Origin of the sequence: Caballeronia sp. LZ065 (assembly GCF_031450975.1) — a bacterium.
Classification (GTDB): domain Bacteria; phylum Pseudomonadota; class Gammaproteobacteria; order Burkholderiales; family Burkholderiaceae; genus Caballeronia.
Genome location: NZ_JARUXV010000001.1, coordinates 1,658,053 through 1,679,104, shown reverse-complemented (window position 1 = coordinate 1,679,104; position 21,052 = coordinate 1,658,053). Strand labels below are relative to the sequence as shown.

Here is a 21,052-nt window from a genome sequence, read left to right as displayed (position 1 = left end):
GTTCGTTGAAGGTACGCGCGGCCTTCATCACTGACCGACCATCAGGACCGAACCATGCCGAAATTTGCTGCGAACCTGACCATGCTGTTCAACGAAGTCCCGTTCCTCGACCGCTTCGCGGCCGCGGCGAACGCGGGCTTCAGCGCGGTCGAGTTCCTGTTCCCGTACGCGTTTTCGATCAGCGATATTCAGCAACGCCTGAAGGACCACGATTTGAAGATCGTGCTGCACAACCTGCCCGCCGGCAACTGGGACGCGGGCGAGCGCGGCATCGCCTGTCTGCCGGATCGCGTGGCGGAATTCCGTGAGGGCGTGCCGCGCGCCATCGAATACGCGAAGGCGCTGAATGTGTCGCAGCTGAACTGCCTCGTCGGCATTCCGACGGCGGGCCTTTCGGCGGAACAGGCGCGCGCGACGATTATCGAGAACCTGCGCTTCGCCGCCGCCGCGCTCAAGAAAGAGAACATCCGTCTGCTGGTCGAGCCGTGCAACAACCACGACATTCCCGGTTTCGCGCTGAACCGCTCGAAGGACGGGCTCGACGTGATCCGCGCGGTGGGCTCGGACAACCTGTTCCTGCAGTACGACATCTATCACATGCAGCGCATGGAAGGCGAACTCGCGGCGACCATCAAGAAGCATCTGCCGCAGATCGCGCACATCCAGCTCGCCGACAACCCCGGCCGCAACGAACCGGGCACCGGCGAAATCAACTACGCATTCCTGTTCCGGCTGCTCGACGAGATCGGCTATCAAGGCTGGATCGGCTGCGAGTACAAGCCGCTCAACGGCACCGAAGCGGGCCTGGGCTGGCTCGAACGCATCGGCGGCGTGACGGCAGGCAGCGCAGCGTAACCCAGGACACCAGTACACAAGGAGGAGCATCCAGTATGGCAACGATCGGTTTCATCGGCCTCGGCATCATGGGCGCGCACATGGCGCGCAATCTCATCAAGGGCGGCCACGCGCTCGTCGTGAACGGCAAGTTTCCGGTGCCGGACGACATCCGCGCGCAGACGAAGGTCGTGGAAGACTCGGCCGCGGTCGCGAAAGCCAGCGAGATCGTCATCACGATGGTGCCCGACACGCCTGATGTCGCCAATGTGCTGTTCGCCGACGACGGCGTCGCCAAGGGTCTTTCGAAGGGCAAGCTCGTGATCGACATGAGCTCGATCGCCCCGCTCGACACGCAGGAATTCGCGAAGAAGATCAACGCGCTCGGCTGCGACTATCTCGATGCACCGGTCTCGGGCGGCGAAGTCGGCGCACGTGAGGCGACGCTCACCATCATGGTCGGCGGTCCGGAAAAGTCCTTCGAGATCGCGAAGCCGCTGTTCGAACTGATGGGCAAGAACATCTCGCTGATCGGCGACAACGGCGCGGGCCAGACCTGCAAGGTGGCGAACCAGATCATCGTCGCGCTGAACATCGAGGCGGTCGCCGAAGCGCTGCTGTTCGCCGCGCGTTCGGGCGCCGATCCGGAGCGCGTCCGCCGAGCGCTGATGGGCGGCTTTGCGTCGTCGCGCATCCTCGAAGTACACGGCGAGCGCATGACCAAGCGCACCTTCAATCCGGGCTTCCGGATTGAACTGCATCAAAAGGATCTGAACCTCGCACTCGACGGCGCGCGCAAGATGGGCCTCGCCCTGCCCCACACGGCCAGCGCCCAGCAACTCTTCAGCGTGTGCGCCGCGAACGGCGGCAAGGCATGGGATCACTCGGCGCTCGTGCGTGCGCTCGAAATCATGTCCAACTTCCAGGTGGCCGACGAGCCGGCGCAAGCCAAAGCCGCCGCGTAACGCGCGGCGCCTGAACCGTGGGGCGTCCCGCGTATGGGCACGCGGGACAAATGCCGTCCTGGGCTGAGGGCGGCAAGTGGGGTCCGAGAGCGGCACCCGGCGTTGCGCCGGGTAAGCCTTGGTCGGTCAGACGGAGTGTCGTCGGGTGTCCGCGTCGGATTGCCATGCATCGATTCCTGCCGCTTGCACAAAGCGGTGCTGCAACTGCTGTGTTTTCCTTTGTTGAAACTCAGAACTATCTGGTGGTGCGCGCGACTAAACTGCCTGAAAGTTCGCAGACCGTTTCACCACGTCAACCAAGGAGGCAAGCAATGGGAATCCTCAGTTTTATCAAGGAAGCAGGCGAGAAACTCTTCGGCGCAGCCACGCCGGCCGCACAGGCCGCGACGCCTGCCGCAGCGCCGGATGTCGCCGCGCTGAACCAGAAAGCAGGCGAAGCCATCGCCACCTATATCCGCTCGCAAGGCCTCAACGCGGATAACCTCGATGTGAAATACGATGGCGCGTCGCACACGGTCACCGTGTCGGGCCAGGCGCCGGATCAGGCGACCAAGGAGAAGATTCTGGTCGCCGCGGGCAACGTGCAGCACGTCGACAAGGTGGACGACCAACTGACCGTGCCTAATTCGGAACCCGAGTCGCAGTATTACACCGTCGTGTCGGGCGACAATCTCTGGAAAATCGCCGAGAAGTATTACGGCAGCGGCGCGAAGAACGATCAGATCTTCGAGGCAAACAAGCCGATGCTGAAAAGCCCCGACAAGATCTATCCGGGACAGGTGTTGCGCATTCCTCCGGCTGCGTGAGCCTCAGGCGCACATCATGAAAAACGCGAGCCATGAGCTCGCGTTTTTTTGTTCAGTACGTATCAAATACGCGTTGCAGGTCGTTCCCGCCTCTGGCCAGCGCCAGCATCAACAGCACGCGCGCCTTGTACGGGTTCAGCGTGCCCGCGCCGACCGTGCCCAATGTGTCATCCGGGGCCGCGCCATTGCGCATCACATGGCCCGATCCCACGCGCGACGCACGCACCACCGCCACGCCCCGCTTCACCGCATCGGCGAGCGCCTGCGTCAGCGTGGCGTGCATCGAGCCGTTGCCCGTGCCCGCCACCACGATCCCCTTCACGCCCGCCGCCACGAGTGCATCGACGGTCACGCGCGACGCGTCCGCATAACTCGCGACGATCTCCACCATCGGCCATTGATCGGTTACGGCGAATTCGCTCGCCACGGTATGCGGTCGCACGGCCGTGCGCTGGAACTCGACGCGTCCGTCCTGCACGAAACCCAGCACGCCGGTTTCGGGAGAACGGAAGGCATCGACGGCATAGGTGCTCGTCTTGGTCACATCGCGGGCGCAGTGAATCTGATTGTTGAACGCCACCAGCACGCCCTTCCCCGCCGCGTCCCGCGATGCCGCCACCGTCACCGCGTTGAGCAGGTTCAACGGACCGTCGGCGGACAGCGCGGTGGACGGCCGCATCGCCGCCGTCAGCACGACGGGCTTCGCGTGCTTCACCGTCAGATGCAGCAGGTAAGCGGTTTCTTCGAGCGTATCGGTGCCATGCGTGACCACGATGCCGTCGATGTCGTCCTGCGCCAGCAGCGCGTCGATGCGGCGTGACAGCGTCGTCCAGAGCGCGGCGCTCATGTCCTTGCTGTCGATGCTCGCAATCTGTTCCGCGTGAATGCGTGCGACTGAACCGAGTGCGGGCACGGCGTCGAGCAGTTTGTCGACGCCGACGACGCCCGCCTTGTAGCCCGCGGTTTTCGAGGCATCGCCGGCCGATCCGGCGATGGTGCCGCCGGTTGCCAGCACGGCAATGCGAGGGAGGGAGGATGGTTTCATGCCGGCGATTGTAAATCAGCCGGCATGGGCATCACGCGTAGATCAAGCCGCTTCGCGCAGCTGCGCGGCGATCTGCGCTTCGTCGAGTTGCGGGGCGAACATCTCGATCAGACGGTACGCATAGGCGCGCAGGAACGCGCCCTTGCGCAGGCCGACGCGCGTCGTGCTCGCCTCGAACAGATGCTGCGTATCCAGCGCGACGAGTTCCGAATCGCGCTTTGCGTCGTAGGCCATCGCCGCAACGATACCGATGCCCATGCCGAGTTCCACGTAGGTCTTGATGACGTCGGCGTCGATCGCGGTGAGCACGATGTCGGGAATCGCGCCGACACTCGCGAACGCCTGGTCGACATGCGAGCGGCCGGTGAAGTCCGTGTCGTAGGTGACGATCGGATATTCGGCGATGTCCTCCAGCGAGAGATTCTCGCGCCCGACCAGCGGATGATCCTTCGGCACCACCACCGTGTGATGCCACGAATAGCACGGGAACGTGACGATGTCCGGATAGCGGTCCAGCGCCTCGGTGGAGATGCCGATGTCCGCCTCGCCGTTGATGATCATCTGCGCGATCTGCTGCGGGCTGCCCTGACGCAGCGCGAGATGGACCTTCGGGAACACTTCCGTGAACTGGCGGATCACCTTGGGCAGCGCGTAGCGCGCCTGCGTATGCGTGGTCGCCACGACCAGATGGCCGTTGTCCTGATCCGCGAACTGACGCGCGACGCGCCGCAGGTTCTCGGCGTCGAGCAGCATGCGCTCGATCAGCTGATGCACTTCCTTGCCCGGTTCCGTCAGCCCGGTGAGGCGCTTGCCGCGGCGCACGAAGATATCGACGCCGAGTTCGTCCTCGAGGTCCTTGATCTGTTTCGATACGCCCGATTGCGACGTGTACAGCACGTTGGCCACTTCCGTCAGGTTCATGTTCTGACGCACGGCCTCGCGCACGAAGCGCAGTTGCTGGAAGTTCATGGGAGTCTCTCCGTGATGCTTTTATCGCTTGTTCTGTGTGCTTCTGTGTGTCATTGCGCCGGAAACACGCGCAGCGTGCGCGGCACCGCGGTCACGCCGTCTCCGACTTCGAGCCTGAGCGCCCGCCATGCCTCGCGATCCAGTTCGGCTTCGATCACACCGCCCGCGTTGCCTTCCAGCTCCACGCGCACCGAGCCGCCAAGCGTCACGACGCGCCGCACGCCAACCGTGATGCCGTCGCGATGCGCGCCGTCCGCCGGATACAGCGCGAGATCGTGCGGCCGCACGTAGGCCAGCGCGCGGCCGCTGAAATGGGCCTCCGCGGCGATCGGGCTGGCGGCGCCGTCGACGGTGAAGCCGTTGCCATCGACCTGCCCTTGCAGGCGGTTCGCCGCACCGAGGAACTCGTAGACGAACGAAGTCTGCGGATGATCGTACACGTCCTGCGGGCTGCCGACCTGCTCCACATGGCCGTGATTCATCACGACGATGCGGTCGGCCACTTCCAGCGCCTCTTCCTGGTCGTGCGTGACGAACAGCGTCGAGATATGCAGGTCGTCATGCAGACGCCGCAGCCAGCTGCGCAGTTCCTTGCGCACCTTGGCATCGAGCGCGCCGAACGGTTCGTCGAGCAGCAACACCTTCGGCTCGACGGCCAGCGCCCGCGCCAAGGCAATGCGCTGCCGCTGTCCGCCCGACAGCTCGGAAGGAAAGCGTTCCGCGAGCCAGTCGAGCTGCACGAGCTTGAGCAGTTCATGCACCTTCTCGCGGATCACGGCCTCGCTCGGCCGCTCGCGGCGCGGCTTCACGCGCAGGCCGAACGCGACGTTCTCGAACACCGTCATGTGACGGAACAGCGCGTAATGCTGGAACACGAAACCGACCTGGCGCTCGCGGGCACCCACTTCCGCGACGTCCTCGCCGTGCAGCACGACCTGGCCCGCATCGGCGAATTCGAGGCCGGCGATGACCCGCAGCAGCGTGGTCTTGCCGCAGCCCGACGGCCCGAGCAGCGCGACCAGTTCGCCGGCGGGAAAGTCCAGCGAGACCTGGTCGAGCGCGGTGAAATCGCCGAAGCGTTTTTGCAGATTGCGAACGATGATGCTCATGATGATGTCGGCCTGTCAGTTCTGTGCGGGGGCGGTGGCGGAGGCTTTGGCTTCGCTCACGGACTGCGTCATGCGCCGCTCCGCGAGGAGCTTGAGCGCGAGCGTCACGAGCGCGAGCAGCGCAAGCAGCGACGCCACCGCGAACGCTGCCGAGAAGTTGTATTCGTTGTAGAGAATTTCGACGTGCAGCGGCATGGTGTCGGTCTGGCCGCGAATGTGGCCGGAAACCACCGAGACGGCGCCGAACTCGCCCATGGCGCGCGCGTTGCAAAGGATCACGCCGTACAGCAGGCCCCATTTCACGTTGGGCAAGGTCACGCGACGGAAGATCTGCCAGCCCGATGCGCCCAGCACGTGCGCCGCTTCTTCTTCGTCGTTGCCCTGTGCCTGCATCAGCGGGATCAGTTCGCGCGCGACGAACGGGAACGTGACGAAGATCGTCGCGAGCACGATGCCCGGCACCGCGAAGATGATCTGCACGTCGTGCGCGGCGAGCCACGGACCGAACCAGCCTTGGGCGCCGAACATCAGCACGTAGATGAGGCCGGAGATCACCGGCGACACCGAGAACGGCAGATCGATCAACGTGGTGAGCAGCGCCTTGCCGCGAAACTCGAACTTCGCGATGGCCCACGAAGCCGCCAGCCCGAACACGAGATTGAGCGGCACGGCGATCGCGGCGGTCAGGAGCGTCAGCTGGATCGCGGACCAGGCATCCGGGTCCTTCAGAGACTCGAAGTAGTAGTCGAGGCCCTTGGCGAAGGCCTGCGCGAACACGGCCGCGAGCGGCACGACGAGAAAGAACGCCAGGAACGCGAGCGCGATGCCCGTGAGCAGCCAGCGCACCGCGCGCGGTTCGGTGACGGGATTGAGCGTGTGCGTGTCACGCTGCGATGTGGTTTGCAATGGCAGGACCTTGCTCATGCCGGTTCTCCTGCCGTCGCCTGCGTAACATGCACCGGCGCGGCGCCGGTCTTGCTCGTGCGCCGTTGCAGGAACCACTGCAAGGTGTTGATGAGCAGCAGCATCAGGAACGACACGCACAGCATCACGACGGCGAGCGCGGTGGCGCCGGCATAGTCGTATTGTTCGAGCTTCGTGATGATGAGGAGCGACGTGATCTCAGACTTCATCGGCACGTTGCCGGCGATGAAAATCACCGAGCCGTATTCGCCGAGCGCACGCGCGAACGCCAGCGCGAAGCCCGTCAGCAGCGCCGGCAACAACGACGGCAGCACCACCCGGCGGAACGTCAGCCAGCGCGATGCGCCGAGGCATGCGGCGGCTTCTTCCTGCTCGCGCTCGAAGTCCTCCAGCACCGGCTGCACCGTGCGCACGACGAACGGCAAGCCGATGAACGTCAGCGCGACCAGCACGCCAAGCGGCGTGAACGCAACCTTGATGCCGAGCGGCGCGAGATACTGGCCCACCCAGCCGTTGCTCGCATAGACCGCGGCGAGCGAAATGCCCGCCACCGACGTGGGCAGCGCGAACGGCAGGTCGACGATGGCATCGACGATGCGCTTGAATGGGAACGTGTAGCGCACCAGCACCCACGCGACGAGAAAGCCGAACACGGCGTTGATGAGCGCGCCGCCGAGGGCCGCGCTGAAGGTCAGCCGGTACGAGGCCAGCACGCGCGGCGACGTGACCGCGCGCACGAACTGGGCCCAGTCGAGCGTCGCGGTCTTCGCGAAGGTGGCCGCAAGCGGAATCAGCACCACGAGGCTCAGGTAAGCCAGCGTGATGCCGAGGGTCAGGCCGAAACCGGGCAAGGCGCTCGGTTTCCTGAATGTGAAGGTCGTCATCCTTGAGTCTTCCTTTTGCGCCGGGGGAGGCGCGTGCTGCCGGGGTACTGCTTGAGGGGTACTGCTTGAGCGACGCGCGGCGTCATGGGTGCGCCGCGTCGTCGGAACCTGTCCTTACTGCGGCTGATAGATCGAGTCGAACACGCCGCCGTCGGCAAAGTGCGTCTTCTGCGCCTTGGCCCAGCCGCCGAACGTGTCGTCGATGGTGTAGAGCTTCAGCTTCGGAAACTGTTTCGTGAGGTCGGCCGGCACCGTCTTCGAACGCGGACGATAGAAATTGCGTGCGGCAATCTGCTGGCCTTCGTCGCTATACAGATACTTGAGATACGCCTCGGCGAGCTTGCGCGTGCCGTGCTTGTCGACGACCTTGTCCACCACCGCGACCGGCGGCTCCGCCAGGATGCTCACCGAAGGCACTACGATCTCGAACTTGTCCGGACCAAACTCCTTCAGCGACAGGAACGCCTCGTTTTCCCACGCGATCAGCACGTCGCCCTGGCCGCGCTGCACGAAACTTGTCGTCGCGCCGCGCGCGCCGGAATCGAGCACGCCCGCGTTCTTGTAGAGCTTCGTCACGAAATCCTTCGCGGTCTGCTCGTTGCCGCCCGGCTTGTGCTGCGCATACGCCCACGCGGCCAGATAGTTCCAGCGCGCGCCGCCCGAAGTCTTCGGATTCGGCGTGACGATCGACACGCCCGGCTTCGCCAGGTCGTCCCAGTCCTTGATGTGCTTTGGATTGCCCTTGCGCACCAGGAACACGATGGTCGAGGTGTACGGCGAGGCATTGTCCGGCAGGCGCTTCTGCCAGTCCGCATTGACGAGGCCCTTGCCCGCGAGCGCGTCGATGTCATACGCCAGCGCGAGCGTGACGACGTCGGCCTGCAGACCGTCGAGGACCGCACGGGCCTGGCCGCCGGACCCGCCGTGCGACTGCTTGAAGGTGACGGTCTCGCCCGTCTCGGCCTTCCACTTCTTCGCGAAGGCCTGATTGAAGTCCTGATAGAGCTCGCGCGTCGGATCGTAGGACACATTCAGGAACGATGTCTCCGCGCTCGCGGACGCAGCCATGCCGATGCCCGCCGCCGTCAACGCCGCCGCCGCGAGCAGGCGGCGCGCGCCCTGCCCCAAACCCCATTTCAAGCTTTGCATTCCCCGTTCTCCGTCTTATCGAATTGACGGAATCAGTCTAACGATGCGTCTATATGATTAGAAATAATCGTTTCTCACTTTTTTATACGTAAAACTGCTAAGAAGCTTATTCCTGTGCATGGGAAGCCGCTCCGGCCGCACATCGAGCGCGCCGGGGGCCCGCACGGCCGAACTTAAAGTAAAGCTTGAAAAGCGCCGAATACTGTATAAAAATACAGTCACCTGTCCATCCATACAGTGTCCGAGGGGTCCGAGCCAGTGAACAAGACATCCAAACTCACCGCGCGGCAGCAGCAGGTGTTCGAGCTGATCCAGCGTGCGATCGAGCGTACGGGCTTCCCGCCCACACGCGCCGAGATCGCCGCCGAACTCGGCTTCAGTTCGGCCAACTCGGCCGAGGAACATCTGCGGGCGCTCGCGCGCAAGGGCGTGATCGAGCTCGCGGCGGGCTCGTCACGCGGCATCCGGCTGCTGGCCGAGTCAGCGCGCATCGAGCGGCTGGAAGACCTGCCGCATCAGTTCACGCTGCCGCATGCGAGCATCATGCAGCTCTCGCTGCCGCTGGTCGGCCGGGTCGCGGCCGGTAGTCCCATCCTCGCGCAGGAGCACATCTCTCAGCACTACGCCTGCGACCCCGCGCTGTTTTCGAGCAAGCCGGACTACTTGCTGAAGGTGCGCGGACTGTCCATGCGCGACGCGGGCATTCTCGACGGCGACCTGCTCGCCGTGCAGAAGCGCACCGAGGCGAAGGACGGGCAGATCGTCGTCGCGCGTCTGGGCGACGACGTGACGGTGAAGCGCTGGAAGCGTCATCGCGACGGCGTCGAACTGATCGCCGAGAATCCGGACTACGAGAACATTTTCGTGCGCTCCGGCACCGGCGAATTCGCGCTCGAAGGCATTGCGGTCGGCCTGATTCGTTCCGGCGAGTTCTGACATCCCGGCATCAAGCGTTGGTGAGGCCAAGACTCGCAAAAGATTCGAAATTTTGATGTCCCGCTTGTCTTAAAGAGACAATAAATGTCCTGGACAAAGCGGAATATCACCTCACCAACCGCAGCAACGCTCACTCGGGCGTTCAACCGAAAACCAGCATGACGGCCACCGTTCGCGGCGCGCTGCTGTGCGTCCTATCGTCTGGAGAGTCACCATGGAACGTTTCGCCCGCTTGTTGCCCTTCCGCCAATTCGACCGTCTGCGCCATCTGCGCACGCTGATTTCGTGCGGCATGCCGCGCGCCGAAGCCACGCCGGATCTCTTCGAGACGGACATGCCCGCACTGCCGTCGCGTCAGCCCGCTTTTGCGCGGGTTTCGCTGAACAGCGCCGTGCACGCGGAAGCGGCGGAACGCGCACCGGTGCGCGTTTATCGTGGACAATCCCGCGTGATTCTCGTTGGCAAGATCGACGAAGTGTCGCGCATGCTCGACCGCTGCATCGCGGAGGAAAGCGCAGGGCTGGCGGGCGGAATCCTGGCGTAAGCGGGTCCGGCAGTCGCTGAATTCTGGTTCGAGGGATTTATCGGGTGCATGCGCGGTCAATCGGGATTCACGTTCCGCACGAGGCCTTTCCGTCGCATGTCCCGCACGACCCGCTTCACCCTGACCACGCTCGTCGTCCTGATCGTCATCGGACTGTTGGGCTATATCTATGCATCGCCGTATATCGCGCTAAATCGCCTCAAGCGCGCCGCCGATGCGCGCGACGCGCAGACAGTCAACCAATATGTCGATTATCCCGCGCTGCGCGCGAGCCTCAAGGAACAAGTCGCTGCCTTGCTCACACGGCGCGTGGACATCCAGAAGAGCGGCAATCCGCTCGCGATCATCGGGGCGATGATCGGCGCGGCGGTGGTCGGTCCGCTGGTGGATACCTACGCAACACCTGACGGCGTCGCGGCCATTCTCAACGGCATCCCGCCGCGCGGCACACCCGGCGAACGTCCGTCGCCGGCCGGAACGAACGAGGCGGCGATATCATCGGGAGCGCCCGCATCGGGCAACATCGCTCCGCCGCCCGAAGCGGTGCCGCAACCGCCCGCCACGACCGCGGGCTATCAAGGCTTGAGCACTTTCGTCGTGACCTATCAGCACGGCGCAGGCGACGCCCGCTACTCAGCCATCTTTCACCGCGATGGCCTCGTGTCGTGGAAGCTCGTTGCGGTGAACCTGAACGGCTGAAGCCGCGGGTAGAGCGTCCGTCAGGCGCCCGCTTCGGCCTTGGCCGGCCGGGCCGCCATGGCGGCGTCTTCTTCCGCCTCGGTCGATTCACCCGCCTGACACACAGCGACCAGAATGCTGCACTTCACGCGGTCGAGCAGCGGCGTGTTCCCCGCGCCCATCCACCAGCGCGCGAGCCCATTGCGGCAACGGTGCCCGACGACCACCAGATCCACGTTCAACTGATCGGCGAGCGCCGCGATCTCGTCGATCGGATGGCCGAACGCGAAGTGTCCCTGCGCCGCCAGGCCGCGTTCGCGCAACCAGTCCACGCCTTCCTGGAGGATGTCGCGGGCGGCATCCTCGAAGCGGCCGCAGGCCATGTCGGTCAGCAGCCCGGCGCTCTGCGCAATGCTTGAGCGCATGTCGACGACGGCCAGAATGTGCGTCTCCGCCTTCAGGTCGAGCGCGAGATTCGCGCCCTGACGCAGCGCCTTGCGGCCCTCTCTGGAGCCGTCATAGCACAGCAGGATTTTTCGATAGCTATCCATCTTGACCTCCCTGGCCAGACTTGCCCTTCGCGCCGGCGCTCCGGATCGGAACGAGGCAGGTGAAGGCAATGCGATTTCCCGTAGTGTCGCGTCTTCATCATCGTGTGTCGCTCAAGGCGTCACAACGGTGGAAAACGCTAACCGGACGCTTATGCCGTTCATGCAAGCTGGCGTCGTGCCAGCCGTGCAACATCCTTGCCCGACAAGCCTCGAACGGTACAGACGGAATCAGCCACGCGGTCCACGCACGGATTCGAAACGGGCTTGCCGCTCGCGACGGCGCGTCGAGCGCCAAGCTGGTGCATTGGATTACACTAGCCCGCTGGATTTCCCATCGCTTTTCTTCGCGCAACACCAATGCATGACTGATCAAACATTGCAGCAGCCATCGCGTGCCGGCCTTCACGATGACATCAGCGCCAGTGCACCCGCCATCGAGTTCAGCGAGGTCAGGAAGCACTACGGCGCGCGCACCGTAGTGGACGGCCTCTCTTTCGACGTGCGCCCCGGCGAGTGCTTCGGCCTGCTCGGCCCGAACGGCGCCGGCAAGACCACGACGCTCAAGATGCTGCTCGGCATCACGTCGCCGGACAGCGGCTCGATCCGGCTCGTCGGCGAACCTGTTCCGGCGCGCGCCCGCTTCGCTCGCGAACGCGTGGGCGTAGTGCCGCAGTTCGACAACCTCGATCCCGATTTCACCGTCCGCGAAAACCTCGTCGTGTTCGGCCGTTACTTCGGGCTGAAGGGTGCGCGCATGGACGCACTCGTCCCGTCGCTGCTCGAATTCGCGCGGCTGGAGAGCAAGGCCGATGCGCGTGTCGGCGAACTCTCGGGCGGCATGAAGCGGCGCCTTACACTTGCGCGCGCACTCGTCAACGACCCCGACGTGCTCGTGATGGACGAACCGACCACCGGTCTCGATCCGCAAGCGCGCCATCTGATCTGGGAACGGCTGCGCTCCCTGCTCGCGCGCGGCAAGACCATCCTGCTGACCACGCATTTCATGGAAGAAGCGGAGCGTCTGTGCAACCGTCTGTGCGTGATCGAGGAAGGACGCAAGATCGCCGAAGGCAGGCCGGCCGAACTGATCGAATCGGTGATCGGCTCGGACGTGATCGAGATCTACGGACCGGATCCGAAAGCGCTCGCCGCCGAACTTGAACCGCTCGTCGCGCGCATGGAAGTGAGCGGCGAGACGCTGTTCTGCTACGTCGATGACCCGCAACCCGTGCACGCGCTCGTCCGCGGCCGCGCCGGCGTGCGTTATCTGCATCGCCCGGCGAACCTGGAAGATGTGTTCCTGCGCCTCACGGGCCGCGAAATGGTGGACTGAACCGCACAAGCCCATGAATACCTTCGATCAATCCAGCGCCAAGGCAAAAGCCGCACGCCGGAAACAAGCGCAAGCCCAGGCGGACAACCTCACGCCGCTCTTGAGCGCGCTGCCCGCCAACGCCACCCACTGGATGTCCGTATGGCGGCGCAATTACCTGGTGTGGAAGAAGCTCGCGATCGCCTCGATGATCGGCAATCTCGCCGACCCGATGATCTATCTGTTCGGCCTGGGCCTGGGTCTCGGCCTGATGGTCGGGCATGTCGACGGCGTGTCGTATATCGCGTTCCTCGCGGCGGGCACGGTGGCGTCGAGCGTGATGATGTCGTCGAGCTTCGAGGCGATGTATTCGGGCTTCTCGCGCATGCAGGTTCAGCGCACCTGGGAAGCCATCATGCACACGCCGCTCACGCTTGGCGACATCGTGCTGGGCGAGATCGTGTGGGCCGCGAGCAAGTCGGTGCTGTCGGGCGTCGCGATCATGATCGTCGCGGGCGCGCTCGGCTACGCCAGTTTTCCGTCGATGCTGATCGCGGGGCCGGTCATCGTGCTGACCGGGCTCGCTTTCTCCAGCACGGCGATGATCGTGACGGCGCTCGCGCCGAGCTACGACTTCTTCATGTTCTACCAGACGCTCGCGCTCACGCCGATGCTGCTGCTCTCCGGCGTGTTCTTCCCGATCGCGCAATTGCCCGCGCTCGCGCAGCACGTGACGCAGGTGCTGCCGCTCTATCACGCGGTGGAGTTGATCCGTCCCGCGATGCTCGGCCGTCCGCTCGATGGCTGGGCGCTGCATGTGCTCGCGCTGGCCGCCTATGCCGTCGTGCCGTTTTTCCTGTGCGCGTGGCTCTTCAGGCGGCGCATGATGAAATGAAAACGGCGCCGGACCGCGAGGGTCCGGCGCCGCTGTTTCAAACAGCCAGAGTGACGGCCCGCTATTTCACCGGAAACTCATGATGCCCGCCGAAGCCGAAGCGCATGGCCGACAGCATGCGCTCGGGGAACGACTCGGCGTCCCGCGAGCGGAAGCGCGTGTACAGCGCCGCCGACAGCACCTGCGCCGGCACCGCCTCCTCGATTGCCGCCTCGATGGTCCAGCGTCCTTCGCCACTGTCGGCGACCTCGGCTGAATAGCGGTCGAGCGAACCGTCGCCGGCGAGCGCGCCCGCCGTCAGGTCCAGCAGCCACGACGACACCACGCTGCCGCGCCGCCACACTTCGGCGACATCGGCGAGATCGAGCGAATAGCGCTCGTTCTCGGGCAGTTCGGTCGAGTCCTTGCGTTCGAGCACGTGGAAGCCTTCGGCATACGCCTGCATCAGGCCGTACTCGATGCCGTTGTGAACCATCTTGACGAAGTGCCCCGAACCCACCGGCCCGCAATGCATGTAGCCGTTCTCCACGCGCGCGTCGCGGCCCTCGCGTCCGGGCGTCTCCGGAATGTCGCCGCGTCCGGGGGCGAGTGTCGCGAGAATCGGATCGATGCGGCGCACGACCGCCTCTTCGCCGCCGATCATCATGCAATAGCCGCGCGTCAGGCCCCACACGCCGCCCGAGGTGCCCACGTCGACGTAATGCAGGCCCTGCTCCCGCAACTGCGCCGCGCGGCGGATGTCGTCCTTGTAGAAGCTGTTGCCGCCGTCGATGATCACGTCGTCCGCCGTCAGGATCTTGCGCAGGTCGCCCAGCGTGTCCTCGGTGATCTTGCCCGCCGGAAGCATCAGCCAGACGACGCGCGGCGCTTCAAGTTTCGCGACGAGATCGCCGAGATCCTTCGCCCCGGTCGCGCCCTCGCCCGCAAGCGTGGCGGTGACCTCCGGGTTGTGGTCGTACACGACGCACTGGTGTCCGTCGCGCATCAGGCGGCGCCCGATGTTGCCGCCCATGCGCCCCAGTCCCACGATGCCGATCTGCATGTCCGTTACTCCTTGCCGTTGGATTTCACACGTTCGATCTGTTTCTTCGCAGCGTCGACGACCGCTTCCGGCGTGAAGCCGAACTTGGTCTTGAGCGCCTTCAACGGCGCCGATGCGCCGAACGTATGCATGACGATCTGCGCCCCGAGCCGGCCGACATAGCGGTCCCAGCCGAGCGTCGCCCCCTGCTCGGCGCACACGCGCGCATGCACGTCCGACGGCAGCACCGACTCCTTGTAGGCCTCATCCTGCTTTTCGAAGATGTCCCATGAAGGCATCGACACGACCCGCGCCGCGATGCCTTCGGCCGTGAGCTTCTCGAAGGCCTCGACGCACAGCGACACTTCGCTGCCGCTCGCCATCAGGATGACCTCGGGTTTCTTGCCGCCGTCGGCGTCGGCGAGCACATACGCGCCGCGCCGCACGCCTTCCGCCGAGCCGTATTTCGAGCGGTCGAAAGTGGGCAGCGGCTGGCGCGTCAGCACGAGGCAGGACGGCTCCTTGTTGTGCGTCAACGCGACGCGCCACGACTCGCCCACTTCGTTCGCGTCCGCCGGGCGCAGCAGCGTGAGTCCGGGTACCGCGCGCAGCGACGCGAGCTGCTCGATCGGCTGGTGCGTCGGACCGTCTTCGCCCACGCCGATTGAATCGTGCGTGAAGATGTAGATGACCGGCACTTCCATGATGGCCGAGAGGCGGATCGGCGGCTTCATGTAGTCGCTGAAAATCAGGAAGGTCGAGCCGTACGGCCGCAGGTCGGACAGCGCCATGCCGTTGCAGACGGAGCCCATGCCGTGCTCGCGGATGCCGAAGTGCAGGTTGCGTCCGGAGTAGTCGTCATGCTCGAAGCTGCCGGCGCCCTCGAACTTGAGGTTCGTCTTCGTGGAAGGCGACAGGTCCGCCGCGCCGCCGATCAGCCAGGGGATGCGCTGCGCAATCGCGTTCAGCACCTTGCCCGACGAGTCGCGCGTAGCGAGGCCCTTCGGATCCGCGTCGAAGTTCGGAATCGCGTCTTCCCAACCTTCGGGAAGCGTGTGATTCAGCATCTGCCAGGCTTCCTTCGCGAGTTCGGGATGGCTCTTTTCGTAGGCGTCGAAGCGCTGCTTCCATTCGGCATGCAGCTTCTTGCCGCGCGCGCCCATGCCTTCGGCCAAGTGCTGCATCACGCCGTCGGGCACGTAGAACTGCTTGTCCTCGGGCCAGCCATAGAACTTCTTGGCCAGCTTCACTTCGTCCTCGCCCAGCGCCTCGCCGTGCGCGCCCGCCGTGTTCTGCTTGTGCGGCGCGCCCCAGCCGATGATGCTCTTGACGATGATCAGCGTCGGCTTGTCCTGGGTCGCCTTCGCCTCCTTGAACGCGGCTTCGAGCGCGGCGCCGTCGTTGGCGTCATCGACGTGCAGCACGTTCCAGTTGTAGCCGTGGAAGCGCGAAGCAACGTCGTCGCTGTAGGCGAGTTCCGTGTGGCCTTCGATGGTGATCGTGTTGCTGTCGTAGATCCACGTCAGGTTCGACAGTTTCAGGTGCCCGGCCAGCGACGCCGCTTCGTGCGAAATGCCTTCCATCATGTCGCCGTCGCCGCACAGCGTCCAGACGTGATAGTCGAACAGCGTGTCGCCGCCCTGGTTGAAGTGGGCTTCCTTCCAGCGCGCGGCCATCGCCATGCCCACGCTGTTGCCGAGACCCTGCCCTAGCGGGCCGGTGGTCGTCTCGACGCCGGTCGTCATGCGGAATTCGGGGTGACCGGGCGTCTTGCTGTCGAGTTGACGGAAGTGCTCGATGTCGTCGAGCGAGATCGCAGGCTTGCCGGTGGGCTTGCCGTGTTCGTCGACTTCCTTCACGCCGGCGAGATGCAGCATCGAGTACAGCAGCATCGACGCATGGCCGACCGAGAGCACGAAGCGGTCGCGGTTCGGCCACAGCGGCGCGTCGGGATCGTAGCGCAGATGGTTCTGCCACAGGTGGAACGCCACGGGCGCGAGCGCCATCGGCGTGCCGGGGTGGCCGGAATTGGCCTTCTGCACGGCGTCCATCGACAGCGTGCGGATGGTGTCGATCGCCAGGCGATCGAGGTCTTTTGCTTGAGGTGATGCTTGAGACATGAGCGACGACTCCTTTGCGAAGAGCGCGCTGTGGCTTGAGGCGCCGCAGCGGGCAACCAGGACCATCGAGCAAGTGTAGTGCCTTGCAGCCGGCACGGCACCGCGAGTGTTGCGAGGGACGCGCCGTGGCGCGCGGCGATGCGGCGCTACGGGCGTTCAGACGGCATTCAGACGGCGTTGCGTTGAGGCAGGACGCGGGCGCGCGGTACTTCCTGTCCTGCTTTGTTACCTTGCGACGTGCGGTACGTTCTTGCGGGTAATGTCTTCAAGCGGTTTCCTGCGCGTCGGACAATGAAGCGCCGCTTTGCCTCGGGGTGTTCAACCCGCGAGGCACGCCGCCGCGAGAACCTCCATGCTGACACATTCACGGCGCGGCCTGCAAAAAGCGTGGCAAATCCCTGAACGCGCAGGAAAATCCGCGGCGCGTCCGGGAGACGCGTCCGGCCAACCTCAGGGCGCCGGATTCGGCTGACGCTCGTGCAGCGCGTCGATCTCGGCCAGGATTTCTTCCGACAGTTCGATCTCCACGCTGCCGATGTTTTCCTTCAGCTGCTCCATGGTCGTCGCGCCGATCAGCGTGCTGGTCGTGAAGGGCCGCTGATTGACGAACGCGAGCGCGAGTTGCGTGGGCGTGAGGCTGTGGCGCGCGGCGAGTTCGACATAGGACGTGATGGCCGCGACCGACTGCGGCTTGCTGTAGCGCTGGAAGCGTTCGTACAGCGTGATGCGCGCGCCGGCCGGACGCGCGCCGCCTTCGTACTTGCCGGAGAGCCAGCCGAAGGCCAGCGGCGAATACGCGAGCAGGCCGACGCCATCCCGGTGCGTGAACTCCGACAGCCCCAGTTCATAGGTGCGGTTCACGAGGCTGTAGGGATTCTGAATGCTGACGATCTTCGGCAAGCCGGCTTTCTCGGCCGCGCGCAGGAACTGCGCGACGCCCCACGGCGTTTCGTTCGACACGCCGACATGGCGAACCTTGCCTGCCTTCACGAGTTCGGCGAGCGCGGCGAGCGTCTCCTCGATGGGCACCGAGTATTCGTCCTCAAGGTACGGATACGACGAACGGCCAAAGGTCATCGTGCTGCGGTCGGGCCAGTGCAGCTGATACAGATCGACGTAATCGGTCTGCAGGCGCTTCAGGCTGCTGTCGATGGCTTCGTTCAGGTTCTTGCGGTCGAACTGATTGCCCGCGCCGCGAATGTGACGCGGATTGTGGGGCTGGCGCGCGGGCCCGGCGATCTTGGTAGCGAGCACGATATCGGCGCGCTTCGCCGGGTTCCGCGCGAGCCACGTGCCGATGTATTGCTCGGTGCGGCCTTGCGTCTCGGGGCGCGGCGGCACCGGGTACATTTCGGCGGCATCGAGCAGATTCACGCCCTGCGCCAACGCGTAGTCGATCTGCTCGTGCGCATCGCGCTCGGTGTTTTGCTCGCCCCAGGTCATGGTGCCGAGCCCGATCAGACTCACGTCGATACCCGAATCACCCAGTTTCCGAAACTTCATTGTCCAATCCCTCTTGTTGGCGTTATGTCTGCCCATCGTCAGTGCTTGGTCAGCGCTTGATCAGCACTTCGTCAGCACTTCGTCAGCGCATTGCCAGCCTTGGCTGCGGCCGGCCTTCAGGCAAGCGCGAAAGCTACCATAGGCGCGCAAGCTCTGCTGTCGCGGCTAGAATGGCAGCCTCGTCCAACGTCCATCCGCCCGTTCAGGAATGCCCGAACCGATGCCGTCCAAAAGCGACCGCGACCGCCAGCGCAGCGCGTCGCTCATCGTCACGCTGGTCGCTGCGACCTTCTTCATGGAGAACCTCGACGGCACGATCATCGCCACGGCGCTGCCGCAAATGGCGCGCTCCTTCAACGTGCATCCCGCCGACATGAGTCTCGGCATCACGGCGTATCTGCTGACGCTCGCCGTCTTCATTCCGATCTCCGGCTGAGCCGCCGACCGCTTCGGCCTGCGCACCGTGTTCGGCAGCGCGATCGCCGTGTTCACGGCCGCGTCCGTCCTGTGCGCAACCACCTCGACCCTGCCCGCGTTCGCCGTGGCGCGCGTGTTGCAGGGCATCGGCGGCGCGATGATGGTGCCGGTCGGACGGCTCGCCGTGCTGCGCGCGACGCCCAAGGAAGGGCTGATGCGCGCCATCGCCATCATCACGTGGCCGGGGCTCGTCGCGCCGGTGATCGGGCCGCCGCTGGGCGGCTTCATCACCACGTATTCGTCGTGGCGCTGGATCTTCTATCTGAACGTGCCGCTCGGGCTGATTGGCCTCCTGCTCACGCTGCGCTACCTCGACAACACCCGCGAGGACGCACGACGCCGCTTCGACCTGCCGGGCTTCGCGCTGTGCGGCATCGCCTGCACCACGCTGCTGTACGCGATGGAACTGAGCGGCCGCGGCGACGCGGACTGGACCTCGATCGGCGTGCTCGTGCTGGTGGGGGGAATCGCGGGCATCGCGTCGTGGTGGCATCTGCGCCGCGCGGCGCAACCGGTCGTGGACTTGTCCGCGTTGCGCGTGAAGACCTTTGCCGTGGCGATGGGCGGCGGCTCGCTGTTTCGCATCGCGATCAGCGCCGCGCCGTTCCTGCTGCCGCTGATGTTCCAGGTCGGCTTCGGCATGAACGCGTTCGAATCGGGCCTGCTGACGCTCGCGGTATTCGCGGGCAATCTCTCGATGAAACTCGTCACCACGCCCGTCATGCGCCGCTTCGGCTTCCGGCACGTGTTGATCGTGAACGGCGTGCTCGCCGCGCTCTCGCTCGCCGCGATGAGCCTGCTCGCGCCGGCCACGCCCAAGTTCGTGATCGCCGCCGTGCTGTTCGCAAGCGGGCTGTCGCGCTCGTTGCAGTTCACGGCCCTCAACACGCTCAGCTTCGCGGATGTGCCCAAGGCTCAGATGAGCGCCGCGTCCGCGCTGTCCAGCACGCTGTTTCAGATGACGATGGGCATCGGCGTGGCCGTGGGTGCCATCGCGCTGCGCTTCGGCGAATGGCTGCATGGGCACGATGCCCATAGCATCGGTCCGGAGGATTTCAGCGTGGCGTTCCTGATCGTCGGGTTGATCGGGCTGATCGGCGTCATCGATCTCTTTACGCTCGCACCGGATGCGGGCGCGCTGGTGTCCGGGCATCGCAAACCCAGGACATGATGCGCGGCGATGTCGAATTTACGCATCCGCACTCTAAAGGCTGATCCGTCCCTGCCGTAAAAGTGCGCTATGAACTCGCACACGCTCGACTCCATCGCCGCCCTGACCGAAACGGTCGCCGTCATCCGCCACGCCAAGGGCCTCAAGAATCCCCACGACTTGACCGCGGGCTCGCTCGAACATGAACTGGCGAGCGCCGCCTTCGCCGACGACTTCCTGCGCGCCCTCGACGCCGAGCCGGGCATCGGCGCCTGGTGGCCGATGTGACGGTTCACGCGGCATGGCCGGATGCCGGTCCATGCCGCATCGGATGAGATCAGAGCTGGCTCATCCCGCCGTCGATCACGATCTCCGTCCCGACAATGAAGCCTGACTCCGGCGCGGCGAGATGCAGGACCGTCGCCGCCACTTCGCTCGACTTGCCGAAGCGGCCGAGCGGAATCTGAGCTTGCAGCTGCGCACGCGCGTCATCGACGATGCCGAGCTTCTCGTGCAACGGCGTCGAGACCGGACCTGGGCTCACCACGTTCACGCGCACGCCGCGCGGCAGCAGTTCCGCCGAGAGGGTCCTCGCCAGCGACACGAGCGCCGCCTTGCTGGCCGCATAGACCGATGACGTCGGCATGCCGATGTGCGCGTTGATCGAACCGTTCAGCACGATCGATGCACCTTCGTTGAACAGCGGCAACAAGGCCTGGATCTGGAAGTACGGTCCCTTCACGTTGATCGAGAAGGTATCGTCCCAGGCTTTTTCGTCGATCTCGGTGAACGGCGCGAAGATGCCGATGCCCGCGTTGACGAACACGGCATCGAGACGGATGTGGGCGTTTGAAAGTTGTTGCGCAAGCTCGCGCGCGGCGGCGACCGTGCCAGCGACGTTGCGGATGGCGAGCGCATGTTCGCCGAGCGTGGCGCGCGCCTCGGCGAGTGAAGCCTCGTCGCGTCCCGTGATGACAACGCGCGCGCCTTCAGCCGCGAACGCCTGCGCGGCCGCCAGGCCGATGCCGCTGTTGCCGCCGGTAACCAGGACTGTCTTGCCTTCGAAGCGGTTCATGACGTTCTCCTTTGTGAACGTTGATCAGTGTGAAGGCATTATGGGCGCGCGCTTGCGCGTTGCCGTACGAGCGGTTTGGCGAACTCGTTCGAAGACATCGAACGA

The 21,052-nt window shown here is 64.9% G+C and carries 20 protein-coding genes and 1 pseudogene; 10 read left to right on the top strand and 11 right to left on the bottom strand.

What is annotated here, in order from left to right; translation table 11 throughout:
• Positions 1-54: 54 nt before the first annotated feature.
• The 3 genes from hyi to lysM all read left to right on the top strand — a co-directional run bounded on the left by hyi (position 55) and on the right by lysM (position 2,605).
• On the top strand, positions 55-855 hold the full coding sequence (gene hyi, locus QCE63_RS07750; protein WP_309832112.1) for a hydroxypyruvate isomerase: 801 nt from the start codon (positions 55-57) through the stop codon (positions 853-855).
• A 35-nt stretch (positions 856-890) separates the two neighbouring features.
• Positions 891-1,799 carry a 2-hydroxy-3-oxopropionate reductase gene (locus QCE63_RS07745; protein WP_309832110.1) on the top strand — a complete coding sequence of 303 codons (909 nt, stop codon included), beginning with the start codon at positions 891-893 and terminating at the stop codon, positions 1,797-1,799.
• Positions 1,800-2,110: 311 nt separating this feature from the next.
• Complete coding sequence (gene lysM / locus QCE63_RS07740; protein ID WP_309833723.1) at positions 2,111-2,605, top strand: peptidoglycan-binding protein LysM; 495 nt, start codon at positions 2,111-2,113, stop codon at positions 2,603-2,605.
• A 52-nt stretch (positions 2,606-2,657) separates the two neighbouring features.
• Here the strand turns inward: lysM and QCE63_RS07735 are convergent, their stop codons facing one another.
• The 6 genes from QCE63_RS07735 to QCE63_RS07710 form a co-directional block, all read right to left on the bottom strand.
• A complete protein-coding gene (locus QCE63_RS07735; protein WP_309832108.1) occupies positions 2,658-3,650 on the bottom strand; it encodes an asparaginase in 993 nt (330 codons plus the stop codon).
• 42 nt (positions 3,651-3,692) lie between these two features.
• Positions 3,693-4,619 (bottom strand): CysB family HTH-type transcriptional regulator, encoded by a 927-nt coding sequence (locus tag QCE63_RS07730; RefSeq protein WP_309832106.1) that lies wholly within the window; start codon positions 4,617-4,619, stop codon positions 3,693-3,695.
• A gap of 50 nt (positions 4,620-4,669) precedes the next feature.
• Positions 4,670-5,728 carry a sulfate ABC transporter ATP-binding protein gene (locus tag QCE63_RS07725; RefSeq protein ID WP_309832104.1) on the bottom strand — a complete coding sequence of 353 codons (1,059 nt, stop codon included), beginning with the start codon at positions 5,726-5,728 and terminating at the stop codon, positions 4,670-4,672.
• 15 nt (positions 5,729-5,743) lie between these two features.
• On the bottom strand, positions 5,744-6,652 hold the full coding sequence (gene cysW / locus QCE63_RS07720) for a sulfate ABC transporter permease subunit CysW (protein ID WP_309832101.1): 909 nt from the start codon (positions 6,650-6,652) through the stop codon (positions 5,744-5,746).
• Positions 6,649-7,536 carry a sulfate ABC transporter permease subunit CysT gene (cysT, locus tag QCE63_RS07715; protein WP_309832099.1) on the bottom strand — a complete coding sequence of 296 codons (888 nt, stop codon included), beginning with the start codon at positions 7,534-7,536 and terminating at the stop codon, positions 6,649-6,651. The genes cysW and cysT overlap by 4 nt, the downstream gene beginning before the upstream one ends.
• Positions 7,537-7,650: 114 nt before the next feature.
• A complete protein-coding gene (locus QCE63_RS07710; RefSeq protein WP_309832097.1) occupies positions 7,651-8,685 on the bottom strand; it encodes a sulfate ABC transporter substrate-binding protein in 1,035 nt (344 codons plus the stop codon).
• A gap of 258 nt (positions 8,686-8,943) precedes the next feature.
• Here QCE63_RS07710 and lexA point away from each other — a divergent pair, with 258 nt between their 5' ends.
• The 3 genes from lexA to QCE63_RS07695 all read left to right on the top strand — a co-directional run bounded on the left by lexA (position 8,944) and on the right by QCE63_RS07695 (position 10,864).
• On the top strand, positions 8,944-9,621 hold the full coding sequence (lexA, locus tag QCE63_RS07705; RefSeq protein WP_309832095.1) for a transcriptional repressor LexA: 678 nt from the start codon (positions 8,944-8,946) through the stop codon (positions 9,619-9,621).
• Between the two features lie 214 nt (positions 9,622-9,835).
• On the top strand, positions 9,836-10,165 hold the full coding sequence (locus QCE63_RS07700) for a hypothetical protein (protein WP_309832093.1): 330 nt from the start codon (positions 9,836-9,838) through the stop codon (positions 10,163-10,165).
• A 96-nt stretch (positions 10,166-10,261) separates the two neighbouring features.
• A complete protein-coding gene (locus QCE63_RS07695; protein WP_309832091.1) occupies positions 10,262-10,864 on the top strand; it encodes a DUF2939 domain-containing protein in 603 nt (200 codons plus the stop codon).
• Between the two features lie 20 nt (positions 10,865-10,884).
• Here QCE63_RS07695 and QCE63_RS07690 read toward each other — a convergent pair whose 3' ends face one another.
• Positions 10,885-11,394 carry a universal stress protein gene (locus QCE63_RS07690; protein WP_309832089.1) on the bottom strand — a complete coding sequence of 170 codons (510 nt, stop codon included), beginning with the start codon at positions 11,392-11,394 and terminating at the stop codon, positions 10,885-10,887.
• A gap of 361 nt (positions 11,395-11,755) precedes the next feature.
• Between QCE63_RS07690 and nodI the strand changes: the two genes are divergently transcribed.
• Both nodI and QCE63_RS07680 read left to right on the top strand, forming a co-directional pair.
• Positions 11,756-12,727 (top strand): nodulation factor ABC transporter ATP-binding protein NodI, encoded by a 972-nt coding sequence (nodI, locus tag QCE63_RS07685; RefSeq protein ID WP_309832086.1) that lies wholly within the window; start codon positions 11,756-11,758, stop codon positions 12,725-12,727.
• A 13-nt stretch (positions 12,728-12,740) separates the two neighbouring features.
• The gene (locus QCE63_RS07680; protein WP_309832083.1) at positions 12,741-13,601 is read left to right on the top strand and encodes an ABC transporter permease; all 861 of its coding nucleotides are present in this window, start codon (positions 12,741-12,743) and stop codon (positions 13,599-13,601) included.
• A gap of 61 nt (positions 13,602-13,662) precedes the next feature.
• On the opposite strand, the gene gnd is transcribed toward QCE63_RS07680, so the two are convergent.
• The 3 genes from gnd to QCE63_RS07665 all read right to left on the bottom strand — a co-directional run bounded on the left by gnd (position 13,663) and on the right by QCE63_RS07665 (position 18,245).
• Positions 13,663-14,643 (bottom strand): phosphogluconate dehydrogenase (NAD(+)-dependent, decarboxylating), encoded by a 981-nt coding sequence (gnd, locus tag QCE63_RS07675; RefSeq protein ID WP_309832082.1) that lies wholly within the window; start codon positions 14,641-14,643, stop codon positions 13,663-13,665.
• A 5-nt stretch (positions 14,644-14,648) separates the two neighbouring features.
• Entirely contained in the window at positions 14,649-16,742 is a 2,094-nt protein-coding gene (gene tkt / locus QCE63_RS07670) for a transketolase (protein WP_309832079.1), read from the bottom strand.
• Positions 16,743-17,192: 450 nt separating this feature from the next.
• Positions 17,193-18,245, bottom strand: coding sequence for an NADP(H)-dependent aldo-keto reductase (locus QCE63_RS07665; protein ID WP_309832077.1), 1,053 nt, complete (start codon positions 18,243-18,245; stop codon positions 17,193-17,195).
• A 220-nt stretch (positions 18,246-18,465) separates the two neighbouring features.
• Between QCE63_RS07665 and QCE63_RS07660 the strand changes: the two are divergent.
• Together QCE63_RS07660 and QCE63_RS07655 are read left to right on the top strand one after the other, a co-directional pair.
• Positions 18,466-19,893, top strand: a pseudogene (locus QCE63_RS07660) (MFS transporter).
• Positions 19,894-19,962: 69 nt separating this feature from the next.
• A complete protein-coding gene (locus QCE63_RS07655) occupies positions 19,963-20,160 on the top strand; it encodes a hypothetical protein (protein ID WP_309832075.1) in 198 nt (65 codons plus the stop codon).
• Positions 20,161-20,209: 49 nt separating this feature from the next.
• Here the strand turns inward: QCE63_RS07655 and QCE63_RS07650 are convergent, their stop codons facing one another.
• Entirely contained in the window at positions 20,210-20,947 is a 738-nt protein-coding gene (locus QCE63_RS07650) for an SDR family oxidoreductase (protein WP_309832073.1), read from the bottom strand.
• Between the last annotated feature and the right edge of the window lie 105 nt (positions 20,948-21,052).

What these genes read in the sequence shown, in the direction of transcription:
- QCE63_RS07735 (WP_309832108.1), bottom strand. Translation starts at nt 3,650, where the DNA reads ATGAAACCATCCTCCCTCCCTCGCATTGCCGTGCTGGCAACCGGCGGC.
- hyi (WP_309832112.1), top strand. Translation starts at nt 55, where the DNA reads ATGCCGAAATTTGCTGCGAACCTGACCATGCTGTTCAACGAAGTCCCG.
- QCE63_RS07745 (WP_309832110.1), top strand. Translation starts at nt 891, where the DNA reads ATGGCAACGATCGGTTTCATCGGCCTCGGCATCATGGGCGCGCACATG.
- cysT (WP_309832099.1), bottom strand. Translation starts at nt 7,536, where the DNA reads ATGACGACCTTCACATTCAGGAAACCGAGCGCCTTGCCCGGTTTCGGC.
- QCE63_RS07700 (WP_309832093.1), top strand. Translation starts at nt 9,836, where the DNA reads ATGGAACGTTTCGCCCGCTTGTTGCCCTTCCGCCAATTCGACCGTCTG.
- QCE63_RS07725 (WP_309832104.1), bottom strand. Translation starts at nt 5,728, where the DNA reads ATGAGCATCATCGTTCGCAATCTGCAAAAACGCTTCGGCGATTTCACC.
- QCE63_RS07655 (WP_309832075.1), top strand. Translation starts at nt 19,963, where the DNA reads ATGAACTCGCACACGCTCGACTCCATCGCCGCCCTGACCGAAACGGTC.
- QCE63_RS07680 (WP_309832083.1), top strand. Translation starts at nt 12,741, where the DNA reads ATGAATACCTTCGATCAATCCAGCGCCAAGGCAAAAGCCGCACGCCGG.
- QCE63_RS07710 (WP_309832097.1), bottom strand. Translation starts at nt 8,685, where the DNA reads ATGCAAAGCTTGAAATGGGGTTTGGGGCAGGGCGCGCGCCGCCTGCTC.
- tkt (WP_309832079.1), bottom strand. Translation starts at nt 16,742, where the DNA reads ATGTCTCAAGCATCACCTCAAGCAAAAGACCTCGATCGCCTGGCGATC.
- gnd (WP_309832082.1), bottom strand. Translation starts at nt 14,643, where the DNA reads ATGCAGATCGGCATCGTGGGACTGGGGCGCATGGGCGGCAACATCGGG.
- QCE63_RS07730 (WP_309832106.1), bottom strand. Translation starts at nt 4,619, where the DNA reads ATGAACTTCCAGCAACTGCGCTTCGTGCGCGAGGCCGTGCGTCAGAAC.
- QCE63_RS07650 (WP_309832073.1), bottom strand. Translation starts at nt 20,947, where the DNA reads ATGAACCGCTTCGAAGGCAAGACAGTCCTGGTTACCGGCGGCAACAGC.
- lysM (WP_309833723.1), top strand. Translation starts at nt 2,111, where the DNA reads ATGGGAATCCTCAGTTTTATCAAGGAAGCAGGCGAGAAACTCTTCGGC.
- QCE63_RS07665 (WP_309832077.1), bottom strand. Translation starts at nt 18,245, where the DNA reads ATGAAGTTTCGGAAACTGGGTGATTCGGGTATCGACGTGAGTCTGATC.
- QCE63_RS07695 (WP_309832091.1), top strand. Translation starts at nt 10,262, where the DNA reads ATGTCCCGCACGACCCGCTTCACCCTGACCACGCTCGTCGTCCTGATC.
- nodI (WP_309832086.1), top strand. Translation starts at nt 11,756, where the DNA reads ATGACTGATCAAACATTGCAGCAGCCATCGCGTGCCGGCCTTCACGAT.
- cysW (WP_309832101.1), bottom strand. Translation starts at nt 6,652, where the DNA reads ATGAGCAAGGTCCTGCCATTGCAAACCACATCGCAGCGTGACACGCAC.
- QCE63_RS07690 (WP_309832089.1), bottom strand. Translation starts at nt 11,394, where the DNA reads ATGGATAGCTATCGAAAAATCCTGCTGTGCTATGACGGCTCCAGAGAG.